General features: G+C 62.4%; 30 protein-coding genes. 17 read left to right on the top strand and 13 right to left on the bottom strand.

Going from position 1 to position 20,656, the window contains the following annotated elements; all coding sequences use genetic code 11:
* Positions 1-11 precede the first annotated feature (11 nt).
* Entirely contained in the window at positions 12-503 is a 492-nt protein-coding gene (locus tag NKI64_RS22100) for a Csu type fimbrial protein (RefSeq protein WP_023685937.1), read from the bottom strand.
* Positions 504-1,318: 815 nt separating this feature from the next.
* Between NKI64_RS22100 and NKI64_RS22095 the strand changes: the two genes are divergently transcribed.
* The 3 genes from NKI64_RS22095 (at position 1,319) to NKI64_RS22085 (ending at position 4,677) form a co-directional block, all read left to right on the top strand.
* Positions 1,319-1,708 carry a DUF427 domain-containing protein gene (locus tag NKI64_RS22095; RefSeq protein ID WP_023740028.1) on the top strand — a complete coding sequence of 130 codons (390 nt, stop codon included), beginning with the start codon at positions 1,319-1,321 and terminating at the stop codon, positions 1,706-1,708.
* Positions 1,709-1,859: 151 nt separating this feature from the next.
* A complete protein-coding gene (locus NKI64_RS22090) occupies positions 1,860-2,417 on the top strand; it encodes an RNA polymerase sigma factor (protein WP_023693751.1) in 558 nt (185 codons plus the stop codon).
* Between the two features lie 145 nt (positions 2,418-2,562).
* Positions 2,563-4,677: an EAL domain-containing protein gene (locus NKI64_RS22085; RefSeq protein ID WP_023715168.1), complete on the top strand. Its 2,115-nt coding sequence runs from the start codon at positions 2,563-2,565 to the stop codon at positions 4,675-4,677.
* 35 nt (positions 4,678-4,712) lie between these two features.
* Here NKI64_RS22085 and NKI64_RS22080 read toward each other — a convergent pair whose 3' ends face one another.
* Together NKI64_RS22080 and NKI64_RS22075 are read right to left on the bottom strand one after the other, a co-directional pair.
* Positions 4,713-5,213, bottom strand: coding sequence for a hypothetical protein (locus NKI64_RS22080; RefSeq protein WP_502901389.1), 501 nt, complete (start codon positions 5,211-5,213; stop codon positions 4,713-4,715).
* A 106-nt stretch (positions 5,214-5,319) separates the two neighbouring features.
* On the bottom strand, positions 5,320-5,550 hold the full coding sequence (locus tag NKI64_RS22075; RefSeq protein WP_023671435.1) for a DUF6894 family protein: 231 nt from the start codon (positions 5,548-5,550) through the stop codon (positions 5,320-5,322).
* A gap of 282 nt (positions 5,551-5,832) precedes the next feature.
* On the opposite strand from NKI64_RS22075, the gene NKI64_RS22070 reads away from it, so the two are divergent.
* Entirely contained in the window at positions 5,833-6,552 is a 720-nt protein-coding gene (locus NKI64_RS22070; RefSeq protein ID WP_023671436.1) for a Crp/Fnr family transcriptional regulator, read from the top strand.
* Positions 6,553-6,601: 49 nt separating this feature from the next.
* Here the strand turns inward: NKI64_RS22070 and NKI64_RS22065 are convergent, their stop codons facing one another.
* Together NKI64_RS22065 and NKI64_RS22060 are read right to left on the bottom strand one after the other, a co-directional pair.
* On the bottom strand, positions 6,602-6,895 hold the full coding sequence (locus NKI64_RS22065; RefSeq protein WP_023685943.1) for a DUF982 domain-containing protein: 294 nt from the start codon (positions 6,893-6,895) through the stop codon (positions 6,602-6,604).
* Between the two features lie 113 nt (positions 6,896-7,008).
* Positions 7,009-7,185 (bottom strand): hypothetical protein, encoded by a 177-nt coding sequence (locus NKI64_RS22060; RefSeq protein ID WP_023693747.1) that lies wholly within the window; start codon positions 7,183-7,185, stop codon positions 7,009-7,011.
* A gap of 241 nt (positions 7,186-7,426) precedes the next feature.
* Between NKI64_RS22060 and NKI64_RS22055 the strand changes: the two genes are divergently transcribed.
* Positions 7,427-7,591, top strand: a complete 165-nt coding sequence (locus NKI64_RS22055) for a hypothetical protein (RefSeq protein ID WP_023685945.1) — start codon at positions 7,427-7,429, stop codon at positions 7,589-7,591.
* On the opposite strand, the gene NKI64_RS22050 is transcribed toward NKI64_RS22055, so the two are convergent.
* Positions 7,588-7,953, bottom strand: a complete 366-nt coding sequence (locus NKI64_RS22050) for a VOC family protein (RefSeq protein ID WP_023712566.1) — start codon at positions 7,951-7,953, stop codon at positions 7,588-7,590. The two genes, NKI64_RS22055 and NKI64_RS22050, sit on opposite strands and share 4 nt — an antisense overlap.
* Before the next feature lie 83 nt (positions 7,954-8,036).
* Entirely contained in the window at positions 8,037-8,594 is a 558-nt protein-coding gene (locus tag NKI64_RS22045; RefSeq protein WP_023693745.1) for an RBBP9/YdeN family alpha/beta hydrolase, read from the bottom strand.
* Between the two features lie 114 nt (positions 8,595-8,708).
* On the opposite strand from NKI64_RS22045, the gene NKI64_RS22040 reads away from it, so the two are divergent.
* The gene (locus NKI64_RS22040; protein WP_023693744.1) at positions 8,709-9,182 is read left to right on the top strand and encodes an Lrp/AsnC family transcriptional regulator; all 474 of its coding nucleotides are present in this window, start codon (positions 8,709-8,711) and stop codon (positions 9,180-9,182) included.
* 144 nt (positions 9,183-9,326) lie between these two features.
* Entirely contained in the window at positions 9,327-9,740 is a 414-nt protein-coding gene (locus NKI64_RS22035) for a DoxX family protein (protein WP_023693743.1), read from the top strand.
* Between the two features lie 22 nt (positions 9,741-9,762).
* Here NKI64_RS22035 and NKI64_RS22030 read toward each other — a convergent pair whose 3' ends face one another.
* From NKI64_RS22030 to NKI64_RS22010, 5 genes are all read right to left on the bottom strand, one after another.
* Positions 9,763-10,068 carry a hypothetical protein gene (locus NKI64_RS22030; protein ID WP_023671444.1) on the bottom strand — a complete coding sequence of 102 codons (306 nt, stop codon included), beginning with the start codon at positions 10,066-10,068 and terminating at the stop codon, positions 9,763-9,765.
* 94 nt (positions 10,069-10,162) lie between these two features.
* The gene (locus NKI64_RS22025; RefSeq protein ID WP_023697755.1) at positions 10,163-10,432 is read right to left on the bottom strand and encodes a hypothetical protein; all 270 of its coding nucleotides are present in this window, start codon (positions 10,430-10,432) and stop codon (positions 10,163-10,165) included.
* 114 nt (positions 10,433-10,546) lie between these two features.
* Complete coding sequence (locus NKI64_RS22020; RefSeq protein ID WP_352669960.1) at positions 10,547-10,741, bottom strand: hypothetical protein; 195 nt, start codon at positions 10,739-10,741, stop codon at positions 10,547-10,549.
* 42 nt (positions 10,742-10,783) lie between these two features.
* Positions 10,784-11,227, bottom strand: coding sequence for a Ros/MucR family transcriptional regulator (locus NKI64_RS22015; RefSeq protein WP_023671447.1), 444 nt, complete (start codon positions 11,225-11,227; stop codon positions 10,784-10,786).
* Between the two features lie 247 nt (positions 11,228-11,474).
* Complete coding sequence (locus NKI64_RS22010; protein ID WP_352669957.1) at positions 11,475-12,290, bottom strand: class I SAM-dependent methyltransferase; 816 nt, start codon at positions 12,288-12,290, stop codon at positions 11,475-11,477.
* Positions 12,291-12,730: 440 nt separating this feature from the next.
* On the opposite strand from NKI64_RS22010, the gene NKI64_RS22005 reads away from it, so the two are divergent.
* The 3 genes from NKI64_RS22005 to NKI64_RS21995 are packed head-to-tail and all read left to right on the top strand — an operon-like array spanning position 12,731 to position 14,172.
* Positions 12,731-13,156, top strand: coding sequence for a hypothetical protein (locus NKI64_RS22005; protein WP_352669954.1), 426 nt, complete (start codon positions 12,731-12,733; stop codon positions 13,154-13,156).
* A complete protein-coding gene (locus tag NKI64_RS22000; protein WP_023821209.1) occupies positions 13,149-13,535 on the top strand; it encodes a hypothetical protein in 387 nt (128 codons plus the stop codon). The genes NKI64_RS22005 and NKI64_RS22000 overlap by 8 nt, the downstream gene beginning before the upstream one ends.
* The gene (locus NKI64_RS21995) at positions 13,435-14,172 is read left to right on the top strand and encodes a terminase large subunit domain-containing protein (RefSeq protein ID WP_245274234.1); all 738 of its coding nucleotides are present in this window, start codon (positions 13,435-13,437) and stop codon (positions 14,170-14,172) included. Before NKI64_RS22000 ends, NKI64_RS21995 begins: the two co-directional genes overlap by 101 nt.
* 332 nt (positions 14,173-14,504) lie before the next feature.
* Here NKI64_RS21995 and NKI64_RS21990 read toward each other — a convergent pair whose 3' ends face one another.
* Positions 14,505-15,326, bottom strand: a complete 822-nt coding sequence (locus NKI64_RS21990; RefSeq protein ID WP_352669951.1) for a HEAT repeat domain-containing protein — start codon at positions 15,324-15,326, stop codon at positions 14,505-14,507.
* Here NKI64_RS21990 and NKI64_RS21985 point away from each other — a divergent pair.
* The 7 genes from NKI64_RS21985 (at position 15,325) to NKI64_RS21955 (ending at position 20,656) form a co-directional block, all read left to right on the top strand.
* Entirely contained in the window at positions 15,325-16,077 is a 753-nt protein-coding gene (locus NKI64_RS21985; protein WP_352669948.1) for a hypothetical protein, read from the top strand. The two genes, NKI64_RS21990 and NKI64_RS21985, sit on opposite strands and share 2 nt — an antisense overlap.
* A gap of 241 nt (positions 16,078-16,318) precedes the next feature.
* Positions 16,319-18,100 carry a phage terminase large subunit family protein gene (locus tag NKI64_RS21980; RefSeq protein ID WP_352669945.1) on the top strand — a complete coding sequence of 594 codons (1,782 nt, stop codon included), beginning with the start codon at positions 16,319-16,321 and terminating at the stop codon, positions 18,098-18,100.
* Between the two features lie 36 nt (positions 18,101-18,136).
* Entirely contained in the window at positions 18,137-19,081 is a 945-nt protein-coding gene (locus NKI64_RS21975; RefSeq protein ID WP_023814807.1) for a glycosyltransferase, read from the top strand.
* A 170-nt stretch (positions 19,082-19,251) separates the two neighbouring features.
* Positions 19,252-19,944, top strand: coding sequence for a glycoside hydrolase family 108 protein (locus tag NKI64_RS21970; RefSeq protein ID WP_023814806.1), 693 nt, complete (start codon positions 19,252-19,254; stop codon positions 19,942-19,944).
* Positions 19,941-20,144 carry a Pam3-gp28 family putative phage holin gene (locus tag NKI64_RS21965; RefSeq protein ID WP_023689878.1) on the top strand — a complete coding sequence of 68 codons (204 nt, stop codon included), beginning with the start codon at positions 19,941-19,943 and terminating at the stop codon, positions 20,142-20,144. Before NKI64_RS21970 ends, NKI64_RS21965 begins: the two co-directional genes overlap by 4 nt.
* 96 nt (positions 20,145-20,240) lie before the next feature.
* Positions 20,241-20,480, top strand: coding sequence for a hypothetical protein (locus tag NKI64_RS21960; RefSeq protein ID WP_023684348.1), 240 nt, complete (start codon positions 20,241-20,243; stop codon positions 20,478-20,480).
* Positions 20,465-20,656: a hypothetical protein gene (locus NKI64_RS21955; protein WP_023671459.1), complete on the top strand. Its 192-nt coding sequence runs from the start codon at positions 20,465-20,467 to the stop codon at positions 20,654-20,656. The genes NKI64_RS21960 and NKI64_RS21955 overlap by 16 nt, the downstream gene beginning before the upstream one ends.

The following is a 20,656-nucleotide window of genomic DNA, read 5'->3' as shown; positions in this document are numbered from 1 at the left end:
GGTATCGATTGTCAGTACGTTATGGTGATCGCAACGGTGTCGGTGTAGAGGCCCGCCGCCGGTGTCGTCTGCGGTGGAACACGCCCGTAGACCGTCAGCGGCTGAATGGCGCCGTTGCCGGTTCCGCCGACCGTGTCGGTGGGGATCGTGGTGCCCCAAAGCTGCGTCCGGGTGCTTTCCCTGTAGATGGTGTAGTCGATCGTCGCCGACGCCGGCCCGGTCATCTTGCGAACAGCAACCGTTGCGCCCGCGCCCGCTCCGGCGCTCAGACCAACATTGTAGGACTTGCCGGTCGTGCATTGCACGTTGATGGTGCTGGTCTGGTCGACATTCGCATCAATGACACCGTGCGAGCCGAAATCGAGATCGCTCGCCGTCTGCACCTTGCATTCGTCGGTAATCGTGATGCGGACATTCATGCTGCCCGTCGCGGTCGCGGCGATCGCGGGCAGGATGGGAAGCAGCGACGCTCCCGCCAGCAGCGCATATTTCAGCAATCTCATGCGTGTTTCCTCCGTCGGGCAGACCGTTCCTCGCAACACAGTCTTGACCCGGATTTCACTCCTACAGCTCCTCCGCTGCATGCTTCGCAAGACATCAACGATACAGTAATGTCAGAAGCGAACTGTGCAATGATTATTACAACTTAGATTCGGATTACGACAGCGAATAACTTCGGTATGTATTGGATAATTTTGGTTAATATTTGGTTAACAGAGATGAAATGGACATTTTTCCGAAGTGAAAGTTCGTCTGTCGAAAATTTATTTTGCTTCTCGTGCCGAAAAGGCGAAAATATCCGGCGAATCATCTTGATTTTGTAGAGTCTCACCTGTCGTCCTTTATTATCGATATTTCCCGGCGTGCACCGGCGCCAAGCAGCCATCGCCATATAGCCGCGCGGGTGGCTGTTCCCGCCTGTCCAAGCCTTGCGATCATGCTGACAGGGCCGCATTCGCCAAAACCGTGTTCCGCCCGGCCCAAGCATGGCCGTCCCGGCTGAGATAAATCCACCGCCGTCGGATCGCGGCTATGCGAATCATTCTTGCCACGCTGACCCCGATTTCTTCGGCGGCGCATCGGCCGGACGGGAGATGCGCCTGTTGTCCCTTGGAGCCATGATCGTACGGCCGGTAGCCGCGCGGACCGGCTGCCAGACGTCAGAAAAGGAAGAACGATGAAGAAGACCTATGAAAAGCCAAAGCTCGAAAAGCGCCAGAAGCTGTCGCGCGTGACGGCTGTCGCCGGCCCATCAGTGACCAGTGAGAGCTGACGCCGTCGACCGGCATCGAACCACCAGCGGACAAGGAGAGCAGTCATGGATCAGCATGCGAACCCGTCACCCGGCTTCAGGCGCAATCCGGGCAAGGTGATCACCGTCGAGCCCTTCAACGGGCGTGTCGTCGTGTTTGCAAGCGGCAACATCATCGCTTCCTCGGCAAAAGCCAAAATGGTGACCGAGCCGCCCCATCCCTTCTCCTTCTACATCCCGTTCGAGGACATCGACTTCCGCAAGCTCAAGAAGACGGAGCGGTCGACGCTGTGCCCCTACAAGGGTGACGCCAGCTACTGGAACGTGCTGCCGGCGGGTGAAACCGGCAACGACGCGATGTGGGCCTATGAGCAGCCTTTCGACGAGATGACTGAAATTCGCGACCACGGCGCCTTCTACCCACACCGGGTCACCATCGACGCCGCGCCGCGCTGAGCGCCTCATGCCTGTCGCCCAAAAGTGCCCAGCGTTTTTGGAGCCGACGACAGGCATGAACAGAGGAATTTTTCAGATCAGCCAAAGCTGTCCTCACCCGGGGGCGCAGCGGTTTTGCGGCAACGGCATGCCGAAACGAAGACAAAAGGTCATGGACGAAAAGCAGAGAGCAATTCTCGACGAAATCCCGCGCCTGCGCCGCTATGCGCGCTCGCTGCTGCGCGACCGCGATTCCGCCGACGATCTCGTCCAGGACTGCCTGGAGCGGGCGCTGCTGCGGCTGGACAACTGGCAGACGGGAGAGAGCCCGCGAAAATGGCTGTTCACGATCATGCATCATCTGTTCATCGACCAGATGCGCAAGGTGAACCGGCGAGGCGAGGCCTCGATGCTGCCGCTGGAGGCCGGCGAGGTGCAGGCCTCTCCCGCCGACCAGCTGGAGAATGTCGCGGCCCGCGAGATCATCGACGCGCTGCAGGCGATCAGCCCCGACCGCCGTGCCGCGCTGACCATGGTCGCCATCGAGGGCTTCTCCTATGCCGAGGCCGCCGAGATGCTCGGCGTGCCGGCCGGCACGCTGATGTCGCGCATCGCGCGCGGCCGTGAGGAACTGCGCGGCCTGCTTGAGGACAATGCGCGCCGCCGCGCGATAAGGATCGTCGAGCCAGGCCCGGGCAGGGCGGTTCCAATCAGGGCGCCAATGGCATGACGAGCCCCAATCGCATGATGACGCCTTACGGCATGGTCCGGCACGATTGCAGGCCTTGTCCGCACTGTGGGCGCGGCGCACCCGGTAACGCTTTCTTCTCTGCTTGCGTGCATAGTGGCGGCGACGGAGTGAGCGAAACCAGGGCATGGCTGAAGAGAAAATACGCAACGGCGAATTCTGGGCGCTTGCGCTCGAACGCGCTCATCTCGGCGTATGGGACTGGGATATTTTGAGCGGCGACTGTTTCTATTCGCCAACCTGGTCGCACATGCTGGGTTATGAGGATGGCGAGCTTGCCAACAGCGACGACCTCTGGCTGAAGCTGACGCATCCCGACGACCGCCAGCGGGCGCTGGCCAGCGGAGAGCGGCACATTTCCGGCCTGACCGCCTCGATCGAGACCGAGCTACGCCTCAAGCACAAGGACGGCCACTGGATCTGGGTGCTGGACCGCGGCGGCATTGTCGAGCGTGACGAGACGGGCAGGCCGGTCAGGCTGATGGGCGTGCAGACCGACATCAGCCGGCAGAAAGAGGCGGAAGCCGAACTGGAGCGGGTCAATGTGCGCTTTCGCCTGGCGCTGGCGGCCAGCGGCACCGGCATCTGGCATCACGATATCGACGCCAACAAGAGCTATTGGGACGCCCGCACCAGGGAGATATTCGGCCTGGTCGCCGACACCGACGAGGTGGCCGCCGACCTCTGGCATTCCTATCTGCACCCCGACGACAAGGATGCCGCAGAGCGCGCCCATCTGGCGCCGCTTTCGACCGACGGCGTCGTCGCCGCGCAATACCGCATCGTCAGGCGCGACGGCGAAATCCGCCATGTCGAATCGCTGGTGCGCTTCATCGCGGCGCCTGAGACAGCGGGCCAGATTCTCGGCACCGTGCGCGATATCACCGAGGACAAGAAACGCGAGCGGGAACTCGCCTACGCCGCTCACCACGATGCGCTGACGGGCCTCTTGAACCGTGCCGCCTTCGACCGGCTGCTGGCCGTGCACATCGCCACCGAGCGGGCTTTGCCGCTGGCGGTGTTTTACGTCGATCTCGACTACTTCAAGGCGCTCAACGACTTCGCCGGCCACGCCGCCGGCGACCTGGCGCTGAAGGGTGTGGCCGCCGGTATTCTGGGCTGCCTGCCGGCATCGGCGCGTGCCGCGCGCCTCGGTGGCGACGAGTTCGCGCTGCTGGTGCCCAATTGCCAATCGGCCAAGGCCGAGGCGCTGGCCGGCGCGATTCTTGCGGCGGTCCGTGACGCCGACCTCGGACTGCCGGCGACCTCGCGAAAACTCGCGGCCAGCATCGGCATCGCCTTCGTCGAGGACACCACCACCACGGTTGCCGATGCGTTGGCCTGCGCCGACGACGCCTGCTATGCCGCCAAGGCGGCCGGGCGCAATCGCTTCGCGGTGTTTTCGGCCGATGCGGCGTCGGGCTCCGGCGGCCTCAACGCTGCGCGTGTCGCCGCCGACACGGTCGACGCCATGGATGAAGGGCGGCTGAAACTGTTCGGCCAGGAAATCCATCTGCTCGGCCAGCCCTGGCAGGAGAGCCGCCATGTCGAGGTGCTGGCGCGGCTTGCCGGGCGCAATGGCAAGCTGATCCCGCCCAACGAATTCATTCCGGTCGCCGAGCGCTTCGGCATTGCCTCGCGGCTGGACCGCTGGATCATCAGGACAGCGCTTTCGCAGCATGGCGAGGCGATGCGCTCAGGCGCCATCTTGCTCGGCTTCAACCTGTCGGCGCAGACGCTGAGCGATCCGCTGCTATGGGATTTCGTCGACGCCGTCATCGCCGAGACCGGGGCGCCGCATTCCGGCATCGGCTTCGAGATCACCGAGACCGCGGCCGTAACCAATTTCGACGCCGCCGAGCAGTTCGTGCGCAAGGCGCGCGAGCGGCAATGCCGTGTCAGCCTCGACGATTTCGGCGCCGGCATGAGCTCGTTCGAATATTTGCGGCGCTTTCCGGTCGATCAGATCAAGATCGACGGCTCGTTCATCGAGAATATCGCGGAAAGCCGTTTCGACCGCGAGATCGTCTCGGCCATAGCGGGCATCGCCAAAAGTCTCGGCTGCGCGGTGGTGGCCGAAAAGATCGAGCAGCAGGAAGCGCTCGACATTCTGCGCGGCATGGGCGTGGCCTATGGCCAGGGTTTTCTGCTGCACCGGCCGGAGCCGCTTGAGGCGATCGTCGCGCGGGCCGGCGAACAGTCACCATCCAGCGGACAGTCACCGGAAAAGCGCTTCGGCTGACGGCTTGTCATCGCCCGAGCTGGCGACTTGTCCGGCTAACCGGCGTCGGCCTTTTCCTGCTTTCGCTGCGCCGCCTCCTTCTTGCGGCGCAACACCTCGTCGGTGCCGACAAGGTCCTTCGAGCCGCCGGAAATGGCGGTCGAGACGACGGCGGGCGGATCGCTGGCCGGAAAACTGTCTTCGAGGCCTGATTGCAACTGCTCCTCGAGCGTCTGCGGGTTCTCGGAGCGGCCTTCGGCGCGGCGCTCGCCAACGGCTTCGACATCGCTCTTGGTGTCGGGGTGAGCGCGGGCTTCCGATATCGTCGACACCACCAGCTCGATGGCGAACTCTTTCATCGCCTCGGCTTGCGGCCCATCGACATCAGAGTCTTCGATCAGGCGGATGAGCGACTTTTCCAGGGCGCCCAGTTCCTTGACGCCCTGACACCGCGCCAGACGCTTGGTGAGCGAACCGAGCAGCGCCGGGGCAAAGGTCGAATAGGCAAGCCTGCGTGTGTCGTCGACCTGCTCGGGATGAAGCTTTTGCAAGGACATAGATGCCTCCAGTCAATCAGCCGTGCAGCTTCTGCCGCTGGCCCCTCCTTAGGAAACAGAGGGGAGGGCAAGAGGTTCCATACAGTCCTCGACAGGGTCGACGAGTTCAACTCCACAGCGACGCCATGGTCAGCGACGCTTCGAATATCTGCTCCCTGTTCTCGTTCAGCATCTTGACGGTGATCCGCCGGTGGTCGCCCTCCGGTATCTCGTCGCGCGCCACATCGTGCAATATGCGTAGCGCTTCGGCTCCCGCGCGCTCCCGGCTGGGAAAAAGCTGCCCCTCTTCGTCAATCTGGGTCTCGGCGTTGTACAAGTCGAAGTAGAACCGTTCCATGTGTGCAAGGATCCCTGCGTGAGAACGCTAAGGCGCATCGCGGTTGAAAGGACAGGCGACGCGCTTCAGGTCTGTGTTTTTATGCATGTCGTTGTCTCAAAATCGGGGCCATTTTTGAGCGACATGGATTAAATCCCAACCCGCACCCATGGTTCCATGCGACTGTGTCCTGAGCAGATTTCCTGCCAGGAGCCGTCGCCGTGCCGGCCGATTGCAACCGCACCCGATCTCCGGCGTTGGGCTAGGCCACGAATGTCCACGAAATCTCGAACTGGATCCTCGATGCTAGAACCGCTTTATCTCAACCTTGGCCAGCATGACGCTTTGTCCGAGCAGGAAAAGGGGCTGCTGGCCGCCGCCATGACCATCGAGATGGATTTTGCCACCGGTCAGGACATCGTTTCCGAGGGATCGAGGCCAGGCTACAGCACGCTCATCATCGAGGGTCTGGCGGCGCGCTACAAAGTGCTGGAGGATGGCGGGCGCCAGTTCACCTCGTTGCAGGTGCCAGGCGATTTTGTCGATTTGCACGCCTTCCTGCTCAAGACAATGGACCATGGCATTATAGCTTTGTCGCCATGCCGGGTGATCGCCGCCGACCACAGTCGGCTAAGGACGATCACCGAACAGGCGCCTCATCTCAGCCGCTTGCTTTGGCTGGACACGCTCGTCGATGGCGCCATCCATCGGGAATGGATCGTGGCCATGGGCCGGCGGTCCAAGACTTCGCATCTGGCGCATCTTGTGTGCGAGCTGTTCGTGCGGCTCCAGGTCGTCAAGCAGACCAACGGCATGAGTTTCCGGCTTCCCCTGTCGCAGGCGGAACTGGCCGATGTGCTTGGGCTTTCGGTCGTCCACATGAACCGGGTCATCGGCGCGCTGCGCAAGATCGGTGTGATCGGCTGGGCGAATTACATGGTGACCATTCTGGACTGGCAGCAACTGGTGGAAATCGCCGAGTTCGACCCGACTTATCTCAGCATGAACCGCGAGCCGAGATAGGCTATCCGGCGTTCGCCATGACATCGCCGGCAATCCGTCAGCCGGTCTTTCAACGATGCCCATCCAGCGACGCCAATTCGTCGAGCATGGCAAGGGCGGCACTTGGCTTGGCCGGCTTCAGCAAGCCCTGTTGGGCGGCGGCATTCTGGAAAGCGGCAAAGGCGATGTCCGGGCGGCAAATGCCGTTCAACGCGTCGTCCACCAGCCTGTCGGCCGCCTTGTAGGCCGCCGTCTGCTTGTTCTTCCATGTTCCGCCTAGCGCCCTCCTGGCGTCGGCGATCGACGACACCGTCATCGCGCTTCCGTCCACGAATCTGATCGTCAGGGGCAGAAAACGGCTCATGCGCTCACCATCCAAACCATTCGCGTCTCGCCCGGATCGATCTCATCACTTGCCTCCTTGAAAACGGGATCGCCATAAACGAGGAAATCACAAACTGGTTGCAGCCCGGCGAGCTACATGTTGCTTGCCGGCCAGATCGGCCGATGCGGACGATAAGGCGGCCGCGGCGCCGGCTTCAACGGGATGTCGGCGAGCGAGTTGCGGATCGGCCTGTACAGTATCGGCGAAGACGCGGCGCGGCGGTGCAGTACCGCGGCAGACAGTTTGGCAATCAGATTTCGAACGTCCATGGGACACCTCGAGCGCGTTGAGAGTCCCCCCATGGCGATCACCTACCACCTCACCCCCACCATCCGCATTTAACTTTGATATAGGCCGGACGAATACGCGCCGCGCGCAATGTCTGCCGCCGAGATTCTGCCGATCCTCGGCGGCGGCTATTGAGGGCGGCGCCAGGCTGGCGGTCACGCATCCCAGCAGCGACGTCGCAGACGCTGCTGCAACCGGATGAATTTTCGTGCATTCTTGTGCATGGCCACAATGCTTCGAACCGACACGCCGGCAAAATGCTGCTCCTATTGCGGTTCGCGAGAGCATGACTACGAGGATTGTCCGAAGCGCAAAGCAGAGGCGGAGCGGCAGTGGGAAGGCCAGGCAAAGCCCGGCGCCGAATCCGAGGCGACGGCCGAAGTCTAGCTTGGCTCGAACAGCTCGATCACGTTGCCGGACGGGTCTTCACAAAGAATCTGTCGCCCGCCCGGACCTTCGACGATCTGGTTGCGGAACCCCACGCCGGCCTCGCCCATCTCAGTCACGATTGCCGGCAATTGCTCGACCTCGAGCACGAAGCGGTTCCATCCGCCCGGCTCGGGTGTCCGGCCGTCCGGCATCGGCCTGGCTGCCGACGCCAAGGGACCGGCGAGCCAGAGCGAGAGGTCGCCGCGCGTCAGGATGGCCATCGCCGGACCGAATTGCTGCTTCAGCGCGAAGCCCAGATGGCTCGTATAAAACGCGATGGACAGATCGACATCGCGGACCAGATATCGGACGGACACCATTCGCAGGCTCCCTCACAAACGCCCCTCCCGAGAGATAGCTGGCGGGACAAGTCGGGGCAAGCCCGCGCGCACGCTTCGGGCGCCTACGGTGCGATTGCGTGGTCGGCCTGTCTGTCTCTCACGAAGGCCGTCAGCAGCTCCATTCCCGCCGGCCAGTCGCCCAGCCCGCTATTGCTGTTGATGTGACCAAGCGGCCCGGCGATGTGCAGTTCGCTGCCCCATTGTGTGGCTTTCTCACCGGCATAGCCGTTCGGATCATAGGGATCGTCGGTGCTGGCCACGATCAGCGAGGGGAAGCGAAGCGGCCCGCGCGGCGTATCGGCGAAGGGAATTCCGTAAGCGGGATAGACCGGCGAGGCCGGGTCGGGAACCGCAACCAGAAACGCCCCGCCGATCCGACGGCTCGACACCGCCTGCCAATGCGCGACCAGCAGGCAGCTGAGACTGTGGGCGACGAGCACCGGCGGGGTCTTTGCCTGTGACACCGCGACGTCCAGCGCCGCCACCCAGTCGTCGAAATCCGGCAGCTCCCAGCTTGCCGGGCTGAAGCGGCGCATCGCCGGGTTGGCCTGCTGCCAGCGTGTCTGCCAGTGGGCCTCGCCCGATCCGCCGCTGCCCGGCAGAATGATGAAGTCGGTCATGGAAAATCCTGTTTCTTCGCCGCAGATGATGCCCTAATCCTAGGGCTTCTCCTTGTTCGCGGAATGAGAGATCATCGGAAAGCGACGAAGAATTCCGATGGATTGAAGGTGTTCATGGCAAACGGCGATTACCGGCCACGGCTCGACCCGACCGACATGGCGATCATCGAGATCATGCAGGAGGACGGCCGCATCGGCATTTCCGAACTCGGCCGCCGCGTCGGCCTGTCCCAGCCCGCGACGTCGGAGCGGGTGAAGCGGCTGGAGGAGCGCGGCATCATCGCCGGCTACCGGGCCGCGATCGATCCCACCGCCCTTGGTCTCGGCACCATGGCCATGATCCGCCTGCGCACCACGCATGAGCACATCCAGACCTGCCTGAAGAAATTCGCGGCCATGCCGGAAGTGGTTGAGGTGCTGCGGGTGACCGGCGAGGATTGTTTTCTGGTCAAGGTGGTCGTCCCGTCGCCGCCCGACCTCGAAAGCATCGTCGACGCCATCGGCCGCTACGGCGCGGTGACGACCAATGTGGTGCTTCGGGCCGAGCCGCCGAAGCGGCTGGGGCGGGAACTGATGGCGAAGCTCTGAGCGGCCACGCGCGGCAAGAGGATTGCAAGCGCCTCCTTTTGCGAGGTCCGGCTTTGCCGGGAAAGAATTTCGCGGGCTGGTGTAGGATCGGAGGCGTGGCGCCCGTCCTTGGGACGAACCCGTTGCAAACCTTTGGAGAACATCATGGAAGCCGTTCAATCGCCGTGGCAGACCGCGGCCATTCTCATCGCCCGCCTGACCCTGGCCGCCATGTTCGCGATGGGGGCAGCGTTCAAGTTCATGGATATGAACATGACCGCCGGCTACATCGCCGCCGCCGGCTTCCCGTTCCCGCTGTTTCTGGCCTGGTGCGCCGCGATCCTCGAAACGCTGCTGGTGATCGCCTTGCTGACCGGAGCGTTCTTCACGCCGGCCGCCGTGGTCGCCGCCGTCTACGTGGTCTTCCTAGGCTTTGCCTTCCACGGTCCGTCGCACTGGGCCGGCAACCAGGCCGAGTTCGGCGCCTTCATGTCCCATTTCCCGTTCGCCGCCGGCCTGCTGTTTGCCGCCGTGCATGGACCGGGCAGCGTGCTTGCCTCGAAACTTGGCCGAGGGTGAGGCCCCGCGTCGGCAGACCGCCTCACATCTGGTCGTTGTAGGGTTCCTTCATCTGGCCGACCATGCGGGCCAGTTTCGAGAAGGACGGCATGTCCGCCTCCGGCTGGCATTGATTGGCCAGTTCCAGCAGTCTGATCGGAAAGTTGACGGCGTCGCGGTTGGACTCCGACATGCCGTCGGACCGCTCCTCGCCGGTTTCGATGGCCTCGGCCTTGCGCAGCGCGATGTCGATATCCTCGACCGTGAGCAGGCCCTTGCGCACCAGCACCTGATTGATCGAAGCGACGGCCATCAGCAGGCCTTCGAGTTGCAGATTGGCGACGTTCATTGCTGTTGCTCCCATTTGGCTCACGCTCAACGCATGAGCCGCTGTTACGATCCGGACGGGGATGCAAGCGATAGGCGTCGGCCGATGGCCTGCGCTACTCTTCCATCCAGCGGCGGCCATATTCGGCCCACAGCGCCTTGACCTCCCGGCTGCCGAGGCGCGGGGCCGAGCCGTCGCCATAGGCGATCGAAACGCCGCTGATGTCGTAATGGGGATGGGCGTCGATGACGAAGCGGATCGCCTCGCCGAGCGGCCTTCTGCCGATGACCGGATCGGCCTGGCCTTGGCCGACGCTGCGAACGCCCGAAACAGTGGCTGGCGCTTGCCGCATCCTGAACACGGATGCCATGGCTGGTTTGTCCATCCCGCTCTCCCCCGAGTTGGAGTGGAATGATTCCATAAGAGCCAGCTAATGACCAGTCGCTAGACGGCCTGTCGAAGGCTGCGTCTTGTATCCTGCAGCCGGTTGAAGGACTGTTCAGGCCAGCGGATCCGCCGCCGGCGGCCTGGCGGGAAGGCCGAGCCTTGTCCGCTCGTCGTCGGCAAACTCCTCGGCCGCTTCCTGGGCCATGAACAGATGCTGGGTCACCGTGCCATTCTCGGCAACCAGCACCGCCCATTGGCGGCGGTCGACACGTTCCACGCGAACGTCATTGGGCTCTCCGGCCACCACGATCGTCCTCCAGCAGGCGTACGGCACGGAGGGGGCGTGCCTTTACGCCTTGGTCTTGCTCTTGGCCGGCGCCTTGGCGGCCGGCGCCTCGGGTGTCCTGATGCCGAGCCCGAACTCCTTTGCCAGCTCCGATCGCTTGGCGGCGTAGCTGGGCGCCGTCATCGGATAGTCGCCGGGCAGGTCCCATTTGGCGCGATAGGCTTCCGGCGTCATGCCATGGGCGGAGCCGAGATGACGCCGCAGCGACCTGAACTTCTTGCCATCCTCGAGGCAGTAAATGAAATTCGGCGTTACCGAGCGCTTGCGGTTGACCGCGGGCTCAGGCGCAGGTTGCGGCGGAGCAACGGGATTGTCCACGGCCGCGAGCGCTGCATTGACGCTCTCGATCAACGCCGGCAGGCTATCCGGAGGCACTGAATTGTTGCGCACGAATGCCGCGACGATGTCGGCGGTCAGATTTATATTTCGGATTTTGTCCTCAGACATGGCTTCTTTTGCCCCCTTGATGCCAAAGGGCAAATTATCAGACAACATCCGCCGACGGCATGGCACTTTAGAACATATGCATATGACTTGACGCCGGATGTGGTAGCGCTAGCATCGCCGAGTCTCCGATCGATGTCGATGTAGGAATTATTTCCTGACATATCTTGACCGGTGAGGGCAGCTATGCTATAATTTTTTCATGGTGCTGATTTGCGCCAGCAACCCGCCGCCGAGGCGGGTTTTTGTTTCATGCCGGCTTGGAAACAATAACGGCCAGTGAGGCGAGTTTTCCCTCGCTCAGGCTGCTTATGTAGTTGTTTCGCCGACGCACGAACTCGGCGCCGAGCACGATCTCATTGGCCTGCTGCTGGGCGGGCGAGGGCACGATGCCGGAATTTGCCCGTTTCAACGCCAGCTCGACGTGATCGCCGGTTTCGTCGATGACATCGTCGACCCGGAATCCGGCTGAAGCAAACAGAGCCTTCAGGGTCTCGCCGTCGACAAGATGGCTGGCCGCCGACGACACCGCCCAAGGCAAGGGATAGTGAGGCTCGCCGTCCGCCAGCACCGCCTCGGTCCAGACAAGCCTGGCTTTCGGCTTCAGCACGCGCCACGCTTGCCCGATGACCGCCGCCTTGTCGGCGATATTCATGCCGACATAGAAGCAGATTGCCGCGTCGAATGTGTCGTCTGCAAAAGGCAGCCTTGTCGCATCGGCCTCATGGAAACGCACTTTGTCACTGAGGCCGCAGAACTCGGTCAATCGGCGGGATGCCTCGACGAACACCTGCGTCAGGTCGACGCCGTCGACGCTGCACCCATAGGTCTCGGCAAGGAACCGGGCCGGGCCGCCAATGCCGCTGCCGATGTCCAGAACCCGATCAGAAGCGGAGGGCGCAAGACGCGCGGCATGGTCCTGCGTGGCGATCAGCTCGCGGCCATGAAGCTGGTCGAACGGATAGAGTTGTTCGGCCGCGAGGCTGCCGGCCCTGGCGTCCGGCACAGCCGACAGGATGCGCTCGACGATGCCGCCGCTGCCATAGTGACTGGTCACATTGCTCATTGCGCTCTCCGACGAGACGCAGCATCCCATCGATGCTGCCCTTGCGCAATGCGCGGCCGCGCCAAGACGCGGCTTTGACCGAAGTAGGAATTAGTTCCTTTTTTGCATTGACGGGTGAGGGCAGCTTTGCTATGATTTGTCCATGGTGCTGATTTGCGCCACCGACCCGCCCACGAGGCGGGTTTTGTTTTCCTGATGCCCACAACGTGCGGATATCGGATGTCGGCGGGACAGCACCCCCCTCTGGCCTGCCGGCCATCTCCCCCTCAAGGGGGGAGATCGGACTGCCGCCTTGCTTTCGCCAATCGTCAGCGCTGCAAATTGGTCGCGACCCTGGAGCTGCCAATCTCCCCCCTTGAGGGGGAGATGTCCGGCAGGACAGAGGGGGGCGTGAAGGAACGCTATCCTCGGTTCATTCTGCCTTATCCGCGAGGCCTCCCTTGTCCAACCGCTATGCCACCATCATCACCGACGATGACGGCCGCGAGGTCGTCAGCGCCATTGGCGTGTTCGAGGGCGCTGCCCCGCAGGCGCGCATCGGCCGTATCGAGCCGGTCGTGCCGGGCGTGCTGATCGGCATGGTTCGCGGTGGTCCTGTCGATGCCATCGGCGGCTTCGGCTTTCCGAGCGGCGCGCACGACGCAAGGGCGATCGCCAGGGCAAGCCTGAAAGCCGCGTCTGCCGGAAAGCGCCACGCGCCGGCCGCTGATGCAGCCCGCAAGGCCGCCCCAAAACGGTCAGGGCCAAAATCGGCACGGCGCAAGTCCGGCAAGATCAAGTCCGGCAAGATCAAGCGGGCAAGGCCGGCAAAGCAGGCGAAGCAGGCAGCGACCGCCGAGCCCGCCGGGATCTCGGATCATGGCTGACCGGACGGCGCCGCGTTCTCGTCCTGGCCGCAAGGCGACTGCCGCCGCTGCCAAGCCGAAGCGGACGAAGAAGACGCTTGGCGATGATTTCCTCGACGCGGTTCGCGCCGATTTCCGCGCCCATGGCGCCGGCGTGATTGCCGCGGTCCGGGCCGACAAGCCCGACCAGTATCTGAAGATCGTGCAATCGGTGCTGCCCAAGGATCTGGCCAAGGATTTGCATGTTTTATCTGACAATCTGGAAGCCCTGAGCGATGACGAGATCCGCCGCCGCATCCGTGGCCTCGAAGCCGTCCTCGGGCCGTTTGGCGACCAGCCTGAAGACGCGCCGCCACTATCTGGCGCTGCTGCAGGAGCTGGACCGCAGGCGCAGGACTAACCAGCTTGCCGCCTACCGGCCTTATCCCAGGCAGGCGCAGTTTCACGCCGCCGGCGCGCAGAACCGGGAACGTCTGTTCATGGCCGGCAACCAGCTGGGCAAGACCAGGGCCGGCGGCGCCGAATGGGCCATGCATCTCACCGGCCGCTATCCCGCGTGGTGGCAGGGCAAGACCTTCGACGCCGCCGTCAGGCTATGGGCTGCCGGCGTGACGGGCGAGGGCACGCGCGACAACCCGCAGCGCGTGCTGGTCGGCCCGCCGCAGCAGCAGGCGGCATGGGGCACCGGCATGATCCCCGCCGATGCCATCCGCCAGACCACGATGGGCCGCGGCGCGCCGGGCGCGCTCGACAGCATCGTGGTGCGCTGGGGCGGCGGCGGCGATGTGCAGGCAGATGAGTCGGTGCTGTCGTTCAAGAGCTATGAGAAGGGCCGCGAAAAGTGGCAGGGCGAAACCCTGCACGGCGTCTGGTTCGACGAGGAGCCGCCGCTCGATATCTATTCCGAAGGCCTGACCCGCACCAACGCGACGGGCGGCATCACCATCGTGACGTTCACGCCGCTGCTGGGCATGAGCGACGTGGTGTTGCGGTTCTTGACGGCGCAGGAGGTTCTCCCTTCCCCCCTTGTGGGGTGAGCAGCTGGTTCGCGAAGCGAATCGTCGTGCCAGTGGCACGACGAAAGGCCGGCGAATGCCGGGACGCTGCGGAGCGGCGGGGACCCGGCAGGTTGGATCGGCCACCACCCGGCCCTTCGCAGGCTCAGGGCGTTCGAAGCTCGAAAAGCCAAGCAATTGGCTTTTCGTCCGCCACGCGGACCGCTTCTCACCCCACAAGGGGAGAAGGTAAGAACCGCCACGCCCGGCGCAAATATCGTGCGCGGACAACATCATACGACATTACTTTGAATCAGTTCGGCAGGCTCTACGTCCTGTCACGTCGCTATCTTGACCTCGAGATCAGCGGTGCCTCAGGCGATTGCCGGCAATGATGATTGCCATACGGCGTGGTGCGATATCTGGTTGTGCTCGATGCAATCGGTTGCCAGTTTGCTGATTTCAGGATCGGCGGACGCCTGCGCCCATTCGACGAACGCGTCAACAACGACCAACCTCGCCCGGCTGGCCAGCCCCAGGCCGTAACGGCGCACTACCGGCTCTGAATGGTCGAGCATCGCACGGATCATGCCTGATTCATCATCTCGCCATTGCCCGGAGATATCGGCGATCGCCGAAAACGGCGTTTGCGGCCTGAGCAACGCGGCGTGCTGACGCGCAAGCTTTAACTGCCAGTCTTTTGCAAAGCGCACAAATTTGACGGCTCCCATGCGTACACCATCGTGATAATCATCAAGGGCAAACAACGCCTGCGCGAGATGCTGACCATCGTTCCGCGTACTGCATCGCAAGATAGACTCCACGGCATCGAAGCGCGTGCGCGGGTTGCTGTCCCCAAGCAGCGCGGCCAGTTCACCCACCATCGAACTTATGTTCTGGTTTTGAAAGGTGGCAATAAACGCACCCGCCGCTCGCGTCTCAGCATTGGCAGATGTCAGCAGGAGACGAAGGCTTTCCAACGGCACCGTCTTGCCGAGCTCGCCGAGAAGGTCGTTGGCAAGCGCGCCATCGTCATCATGCGGGGACGACAGCAGCCGCTCCAGCATCTCCTGACCTGTCATGGCATTTGTCGATTTGCCGAGTGGCAGCAGGATCTTACCGCCTTCGCTGAAAAAAAGATGAGCAACCTCGCTGTCCTCGGCGGACAGGCGCATCGCCTCGAATAGATCTGTCATGGCAAAGAGTGGCTGTCCCACCCGCGTAGAGTACAGGCCGCGCAGAATGCACCAGCCCAGACGCATCGATGTCGCCGATGCACGGCAAGACCTACCGCATAAAGCGATAAAGGAAAAGATGAGAGCGAAGCTTTCCCGTTTCGGCGCGTTGCGGAATCGCGAACCGCGACTAGACTGGTGGCCAGGTTGTCGAGGAACCAAGTCCATGAACAGGCGGCAGGTATTGACAGGCGGTTTGTCGTCGCTTGTCGTGTCGCCGGCGGGTGGTGCTGAGGTATCAAAGCCCCAGGTGCCCAAATGGCGACCCTCGTTTTCACAACCCATCGATCGCATCGAGGAACGGTTCGGCTATTACTTCGACAGAGGCCGTGACTTTGCCATCCTTGAAAACGGCACCTGCGTGCTGACGGAAGCCGGCCTGTCCGATGAGGCGGCAGCCATGGCCGCCACCCAGACGCTTGCCATGATTTGCAACTATCACCCGGACATGAAGCCGTCCGACATGGATGATGGCAACGTGCTGGTCAGCTACAATCATCCAGCCTTCAATGTCGTGTTTTCCGACGTTGCGAATGCGCATTGGCAAGAGATCGAGGCCCGCCACCAGGATGGGCTGGCTACGGGCGAGGTGCTGATCACGCCGCTGGGGCAGAATGTGTTCGATGAGCTCGGCAAAAAGGCGCTGCTTGGCAGGTGCTACATGTTCATGGATGCGCAGGCGCCAAAGGTGATCCGCATCAAACCCAGTTGATAAGTCGAATCAGGGATATTTGGTGCCCGCAAGCTGCCTGGCACGACCCTCGGCGGTTGGCGATTTGCGCGTTAATGGGCCGCACAATATTTTCTCTCGACCGGTATACTGATATATATAGAGCATACAGGATTGATTGGGAGTGTCGGGGACGCAGACCTCGCGTTTGAACCCTGTTCCTGGATCGGTACGGGTTCTGCAGATTTTTTTACTCGTATCGTAAGGAACATTCGCCTGGCTGGTGCATGCCGATGCACTGGCGGCAATGGCGACAACGATTGCAATCCGAATCATGTGTTCCCCCAAGTCTTGGGTCAGCTTCGCATTGACGAGCGGTGGTATCAACGGCCACACTCTATTGGAGCATGCTTGCATGACCCGTCACGTCACCTTCATGACCATAGACGACGCCGAACACTATTCGCCGGACGAGCGCGCCGCGATCGTTGCCGCCTATCCCGAGCATGAGCGCGAGGCGCGTGCGCGCGGCGTTCCGGTGCTGGGCTCCGGCCGCATCTTTCCGATTGCCGAAGAGCTGATCGCTTGCGAGCCGTTCCGGCTGCCGCGCTACTGGCCGCGGATCGGCGCCCTCGATTTCGGCTGGGACCATCCGTCGGCCGCGGTCGAGCTGGCCTGGGATACGGAGGCCGATGTCGTCTATATCTCCAAGGCGGCGCGGGCCTCGCAGCAGACGCCGGCCATGCAGGTACTGGCCCTGAAGCCGTGGGGCGAGTGGCTGCCCTGGGCCTGGCCGCGCGACGGCCGCCGCGAGACGCTGGAAGGGGCGGGCACCGCACTTGCCAGACAATATTCCGCGCATGGGCTGAACATGCTGTCGGGCCACGCCCGCTTCGCCGACGGCTCGGTCTCGGTCGAGGCCGGGCTGATGGAGATGCTCGACCGCATGCAGTCCGGCCGCTTCAAGGTGTTCTCGTCGCTGCTGCCCTGGTTCGAGGAATTTCGGCTTTACCATCGCAAGGACGGCAAGGTGGTGAAACTGCGCGACGATTTGATGGCCGCGACGCGCTACCGCAAACTGACGCTCGCCTATGTCAGCGGCGCCGGCACTTTGCCGACGGTGGCCAACGGCATCTGGCTGATGTTCGACCGTACCGGCGACAGAGGCGCCGACGGGACGGGAGTAGGAGATTTTTTGGGGCCTGCGTCTTCGGCAACCGACAATATTGTCACTTTCGCGGGCACCACGGGCAAGGTGGGGAAGGATAGTGGGATCGCGGTGTCCAGCCTGGCGCCGAAGGCCAGCCCGACATTTACCGGGACGCCAACGGGGCCGACCGCAGCGCCTGGAACGAATACCACGCAATTGGCTACAACGGGGTTCGTCAAGGCTGGGTTTGATCTGAAACTTGATAGCCGACCTAACCTCGGTGTCGTCGCGCAGACGATCACCGATTGGAACAACGCCCTGGACAACGGCTGGTATATGGCCTCGGCGGCGGCTAATGCGCCAGACGGCGTAAATTGGTTCCTGGGGTTTGTGGAAGCGCACGGAAGCACTGGCTACCGGACGCAGACGGTGCATGATTTCGTCAACGACACTACGGTGGCAGACCAAAAGCTATGGCGGCGCAGGCAGGCTGGCGGTGCCTGGGGAGGATGGATCAAGCTGCAATGGTCGCAGGCCGAACAGGATGCACGCTATGTCCAGTCGTCCACGGCGTTGCTTCAGAAGTTTTATGAAAGCCCGCAACAGACCATCACATCCGGCGGGTCGCTGACGTTGGCTCATGGGCTGGGGGTGAAGCCGAAGCTCTATGCGGCCTTCATTCAATGTACTACGGTTAATTCGGGGTATTCGGTTGGTGACGAGATACCCATTAACCCATCTCTCAATACAACTGATGCGACCGCTCAAGCTATTAGCATCGTGCCAGATGCGACCAATTTGAATGTACGGATTGGTAATGCTGCTGGCGCACTTAAAGTCCTTAACAAGGCTGGAACAGGTTTTAACGACATAACGAACGCTAGCTGGAAACTCGTTGTGAGAGCGTGGGCCTAGCTTGCGAAATGTGAGCAACGGTCTAAACGTTGGAACATGCATATTACTATTGCAGTGCAAGGCAAAATTCCCTGTCGAGGCTATGGCGGCACCCAGCGGCAAATCGATTGGCTCGCCAGCGCACTCGCATCTCTCGGACATGAAATCACACTCATTGCCGGAGTGGGCTCCACCCATCCGCGTTGCGAGGTCCGGCAGGCCGCGTCAGTAGTGGAATGTCTGGGGGCGATCCCTATCAATACTGACATCGTGCATTTCAACGGCTGGTACGATGTAGAAAGCCCATATCGTGCGCTTTACACTCTGCACGGCTATGTTCCAAACGCCCCGAGGAAGGGGCAAAATTACAGCTTCGTCAGCGCCAGTCACGCGCATCATCATGATCGAGAAACGTTTGTTTACAACGGCTTCCCTGTGGATGCCTACCGGCTGGCAGATCGGAAAGGTGAGCGGCTGTTGTTTTTGGGCGGTATCGCGAGGGCCGGGAAGGGCCTCAACCGGGCCGTCGATCTGGCGAAGAAATTTAACTTCGCTCTCGATATTGCGGGTGGCTCGAGGTGGAAGTTGCTCGGGCGCAGCCAAACCCGGAAAGAGTCTCTGTTCTTCAAGAGCTTATCGCGGCGCTACCGCTTCCACGGCACTGTTGATGGCGAGGAAAAGCTCCGATTGCTCGGCGAGGCGTACGCCTTCCTTAACCCGATCTCCTGGGCAGAGCCGTTCGGCATGGCGGCGGTCGAAGCAATGCTGTGCGGAACGCCTGTGCTGACCACTCGGTGCGGTGCGCTTGCCGAAACGGTCGATGCAGACAGCGGGCGTTTCTTCGAAACCGATGATGAGTTTGCTCACGGTCTCAATGAGATCAACAGCATTTCCGCGCGAGCATGCCGTGAATCGGCAGCCGAAAGATTTCCGATCCAGAAAACCGCAACGGCCTACCTGGAACTCTATAAGCGCATCCTTGACGGCGAAGTGCTTCCGTGAGCCCGCTTTAGCCGCTCCATCCAAAATTCCTATCCGGTGAGGAAGCGTTATAGCTGGCCAACCGACATGCCGTCGGCACAAACAGGATCAACAGGACACTCGTCTCCTTTGCGTGATCTGTGACTGGCTAAAATCTCCGAGCTAAATTCCACAATCTCCAGAGGTTACCCATGGACCGCAACTTCGCGCGGGCGCTTGCGCTCGTCCTCAAATCGGAAGGCGGCTGGTCCGACAATCCGGCCGATCCCGGTGGCGCTACCATGAAAGGCGTTACCATCGCCAATTTCCGCCGCTACGTGAAGGCGGATGCCAGCAAGGCCGATCTGCGAGAGATCAGCAACGCTCAGGTGGCGACGGTCTATCGCCGCTTCTATTGGGACGCGGTAGCCGGCGCCGAGCTTCCCGGCGGTGTCGACTATGCTGTCTTCGACTTCGCCGTGAACAGTGGGCCGGGCAGGGCGGCTAAATATCTGCAGGCGGCAGTTGGCACCGCACAGGACGGCAGGATCGGCCCGGCCACGCTCAAAGCTGTGGGCGCCAGGCCACCGGGCGCAGTCATCGACGATCTTTGCGATGCCCGCCTGGCATTCCTGCGGCGGCTGCCGACCTGGCCGGTTTTCGGCAAGGGTTGGAGCGATCGCATCAGGTCGGTCCGTTCCCAGGCGCTGTTGATGTCGGCACTACAGCCCGCTCCGGCACCTTTGCCGGGCTCCCCGACCCTGCCATCAGCGCTCTCGCCGAAGCCCGGCAGTGCGATGCCGCCGGTGTCTACCGGCGGGCGCGTCAGCCCCGTCGAACGCCTGCCGTTCTGGCGTGCGCTGCTTCAAATCCTGAAATCGATTTTCGCAAGGAGTTCGACATGATCGCCGTCTTCATCCGCATCGGCTTGCGTTACGGCGCCGGTGTTCTGGTCGCGCGTGGCCTGCTCGGCGCCGACGACGCGGCGGCATTTTCTTCCGACCCCGACATTCAAGCTGGTCTGGAGATCGCCGCCGGTCTCGCCATCGCCTCGGTCACCGAGACCTGGCACTGGTTGGCCCGCAAATCCGGCTGGGAGCACTGACATGGAAGGGTTTCAACAACTGCTCATCGCCTATCTCGAAGCCGCGAAACCCTATGCTATCGGCTTTGCCGCCGGGCTTGTCGCCGGGTGGCTGCTGTGAGCGCGCTCCTCGCCGTCCTGCTTGGCAACAAAGCGCTGCTGGGCTTCCTGGCATCGGTCATCGCCGCCCTTTGCTGGGGCGCTCACCAGCGGCTGGCCGGCGCCAGGGCCGAGCGCGGCAAACTGGCGGCCGCTGAGGCCGCGGCGCGCGCGGTCGCTGAGCAGGTGCAGAACGACGTCGGCGCACTGCCGGCGGACGCTGTTCGAAAGGAGCTGAAATCATGGGCAAGGGACTGATGCTTGCGCTGCTTGTGGCGCTTGCCGGGTGCACGACTGCTTCGGGCGGCTTCTGCGCGATTTCGAGCCCGCTGCGCCTGTCGGCCGAAGCCGTCGACGTCCTGTCGGACGCCGAGGCGAGAGCGCTCCTGGCGCACAACCGCAAGGGACAAAAGCTCTGCGGATGGAGGCCTTAG

The sequence above is a fragment of the Mesorhizobium sp. M0478 genome (assembly GCF_040321305.1).
In the GTDB taxonomy this organism is placed as follows: Bacteria; Pseudomonadota; Alphaproteobacteria; order Rhizobiales; family Rhizobiaceae; genus Mesorhizobium.
This window is presented reverse-complemented; position numbering and strand designations above follow the sequence as displayed.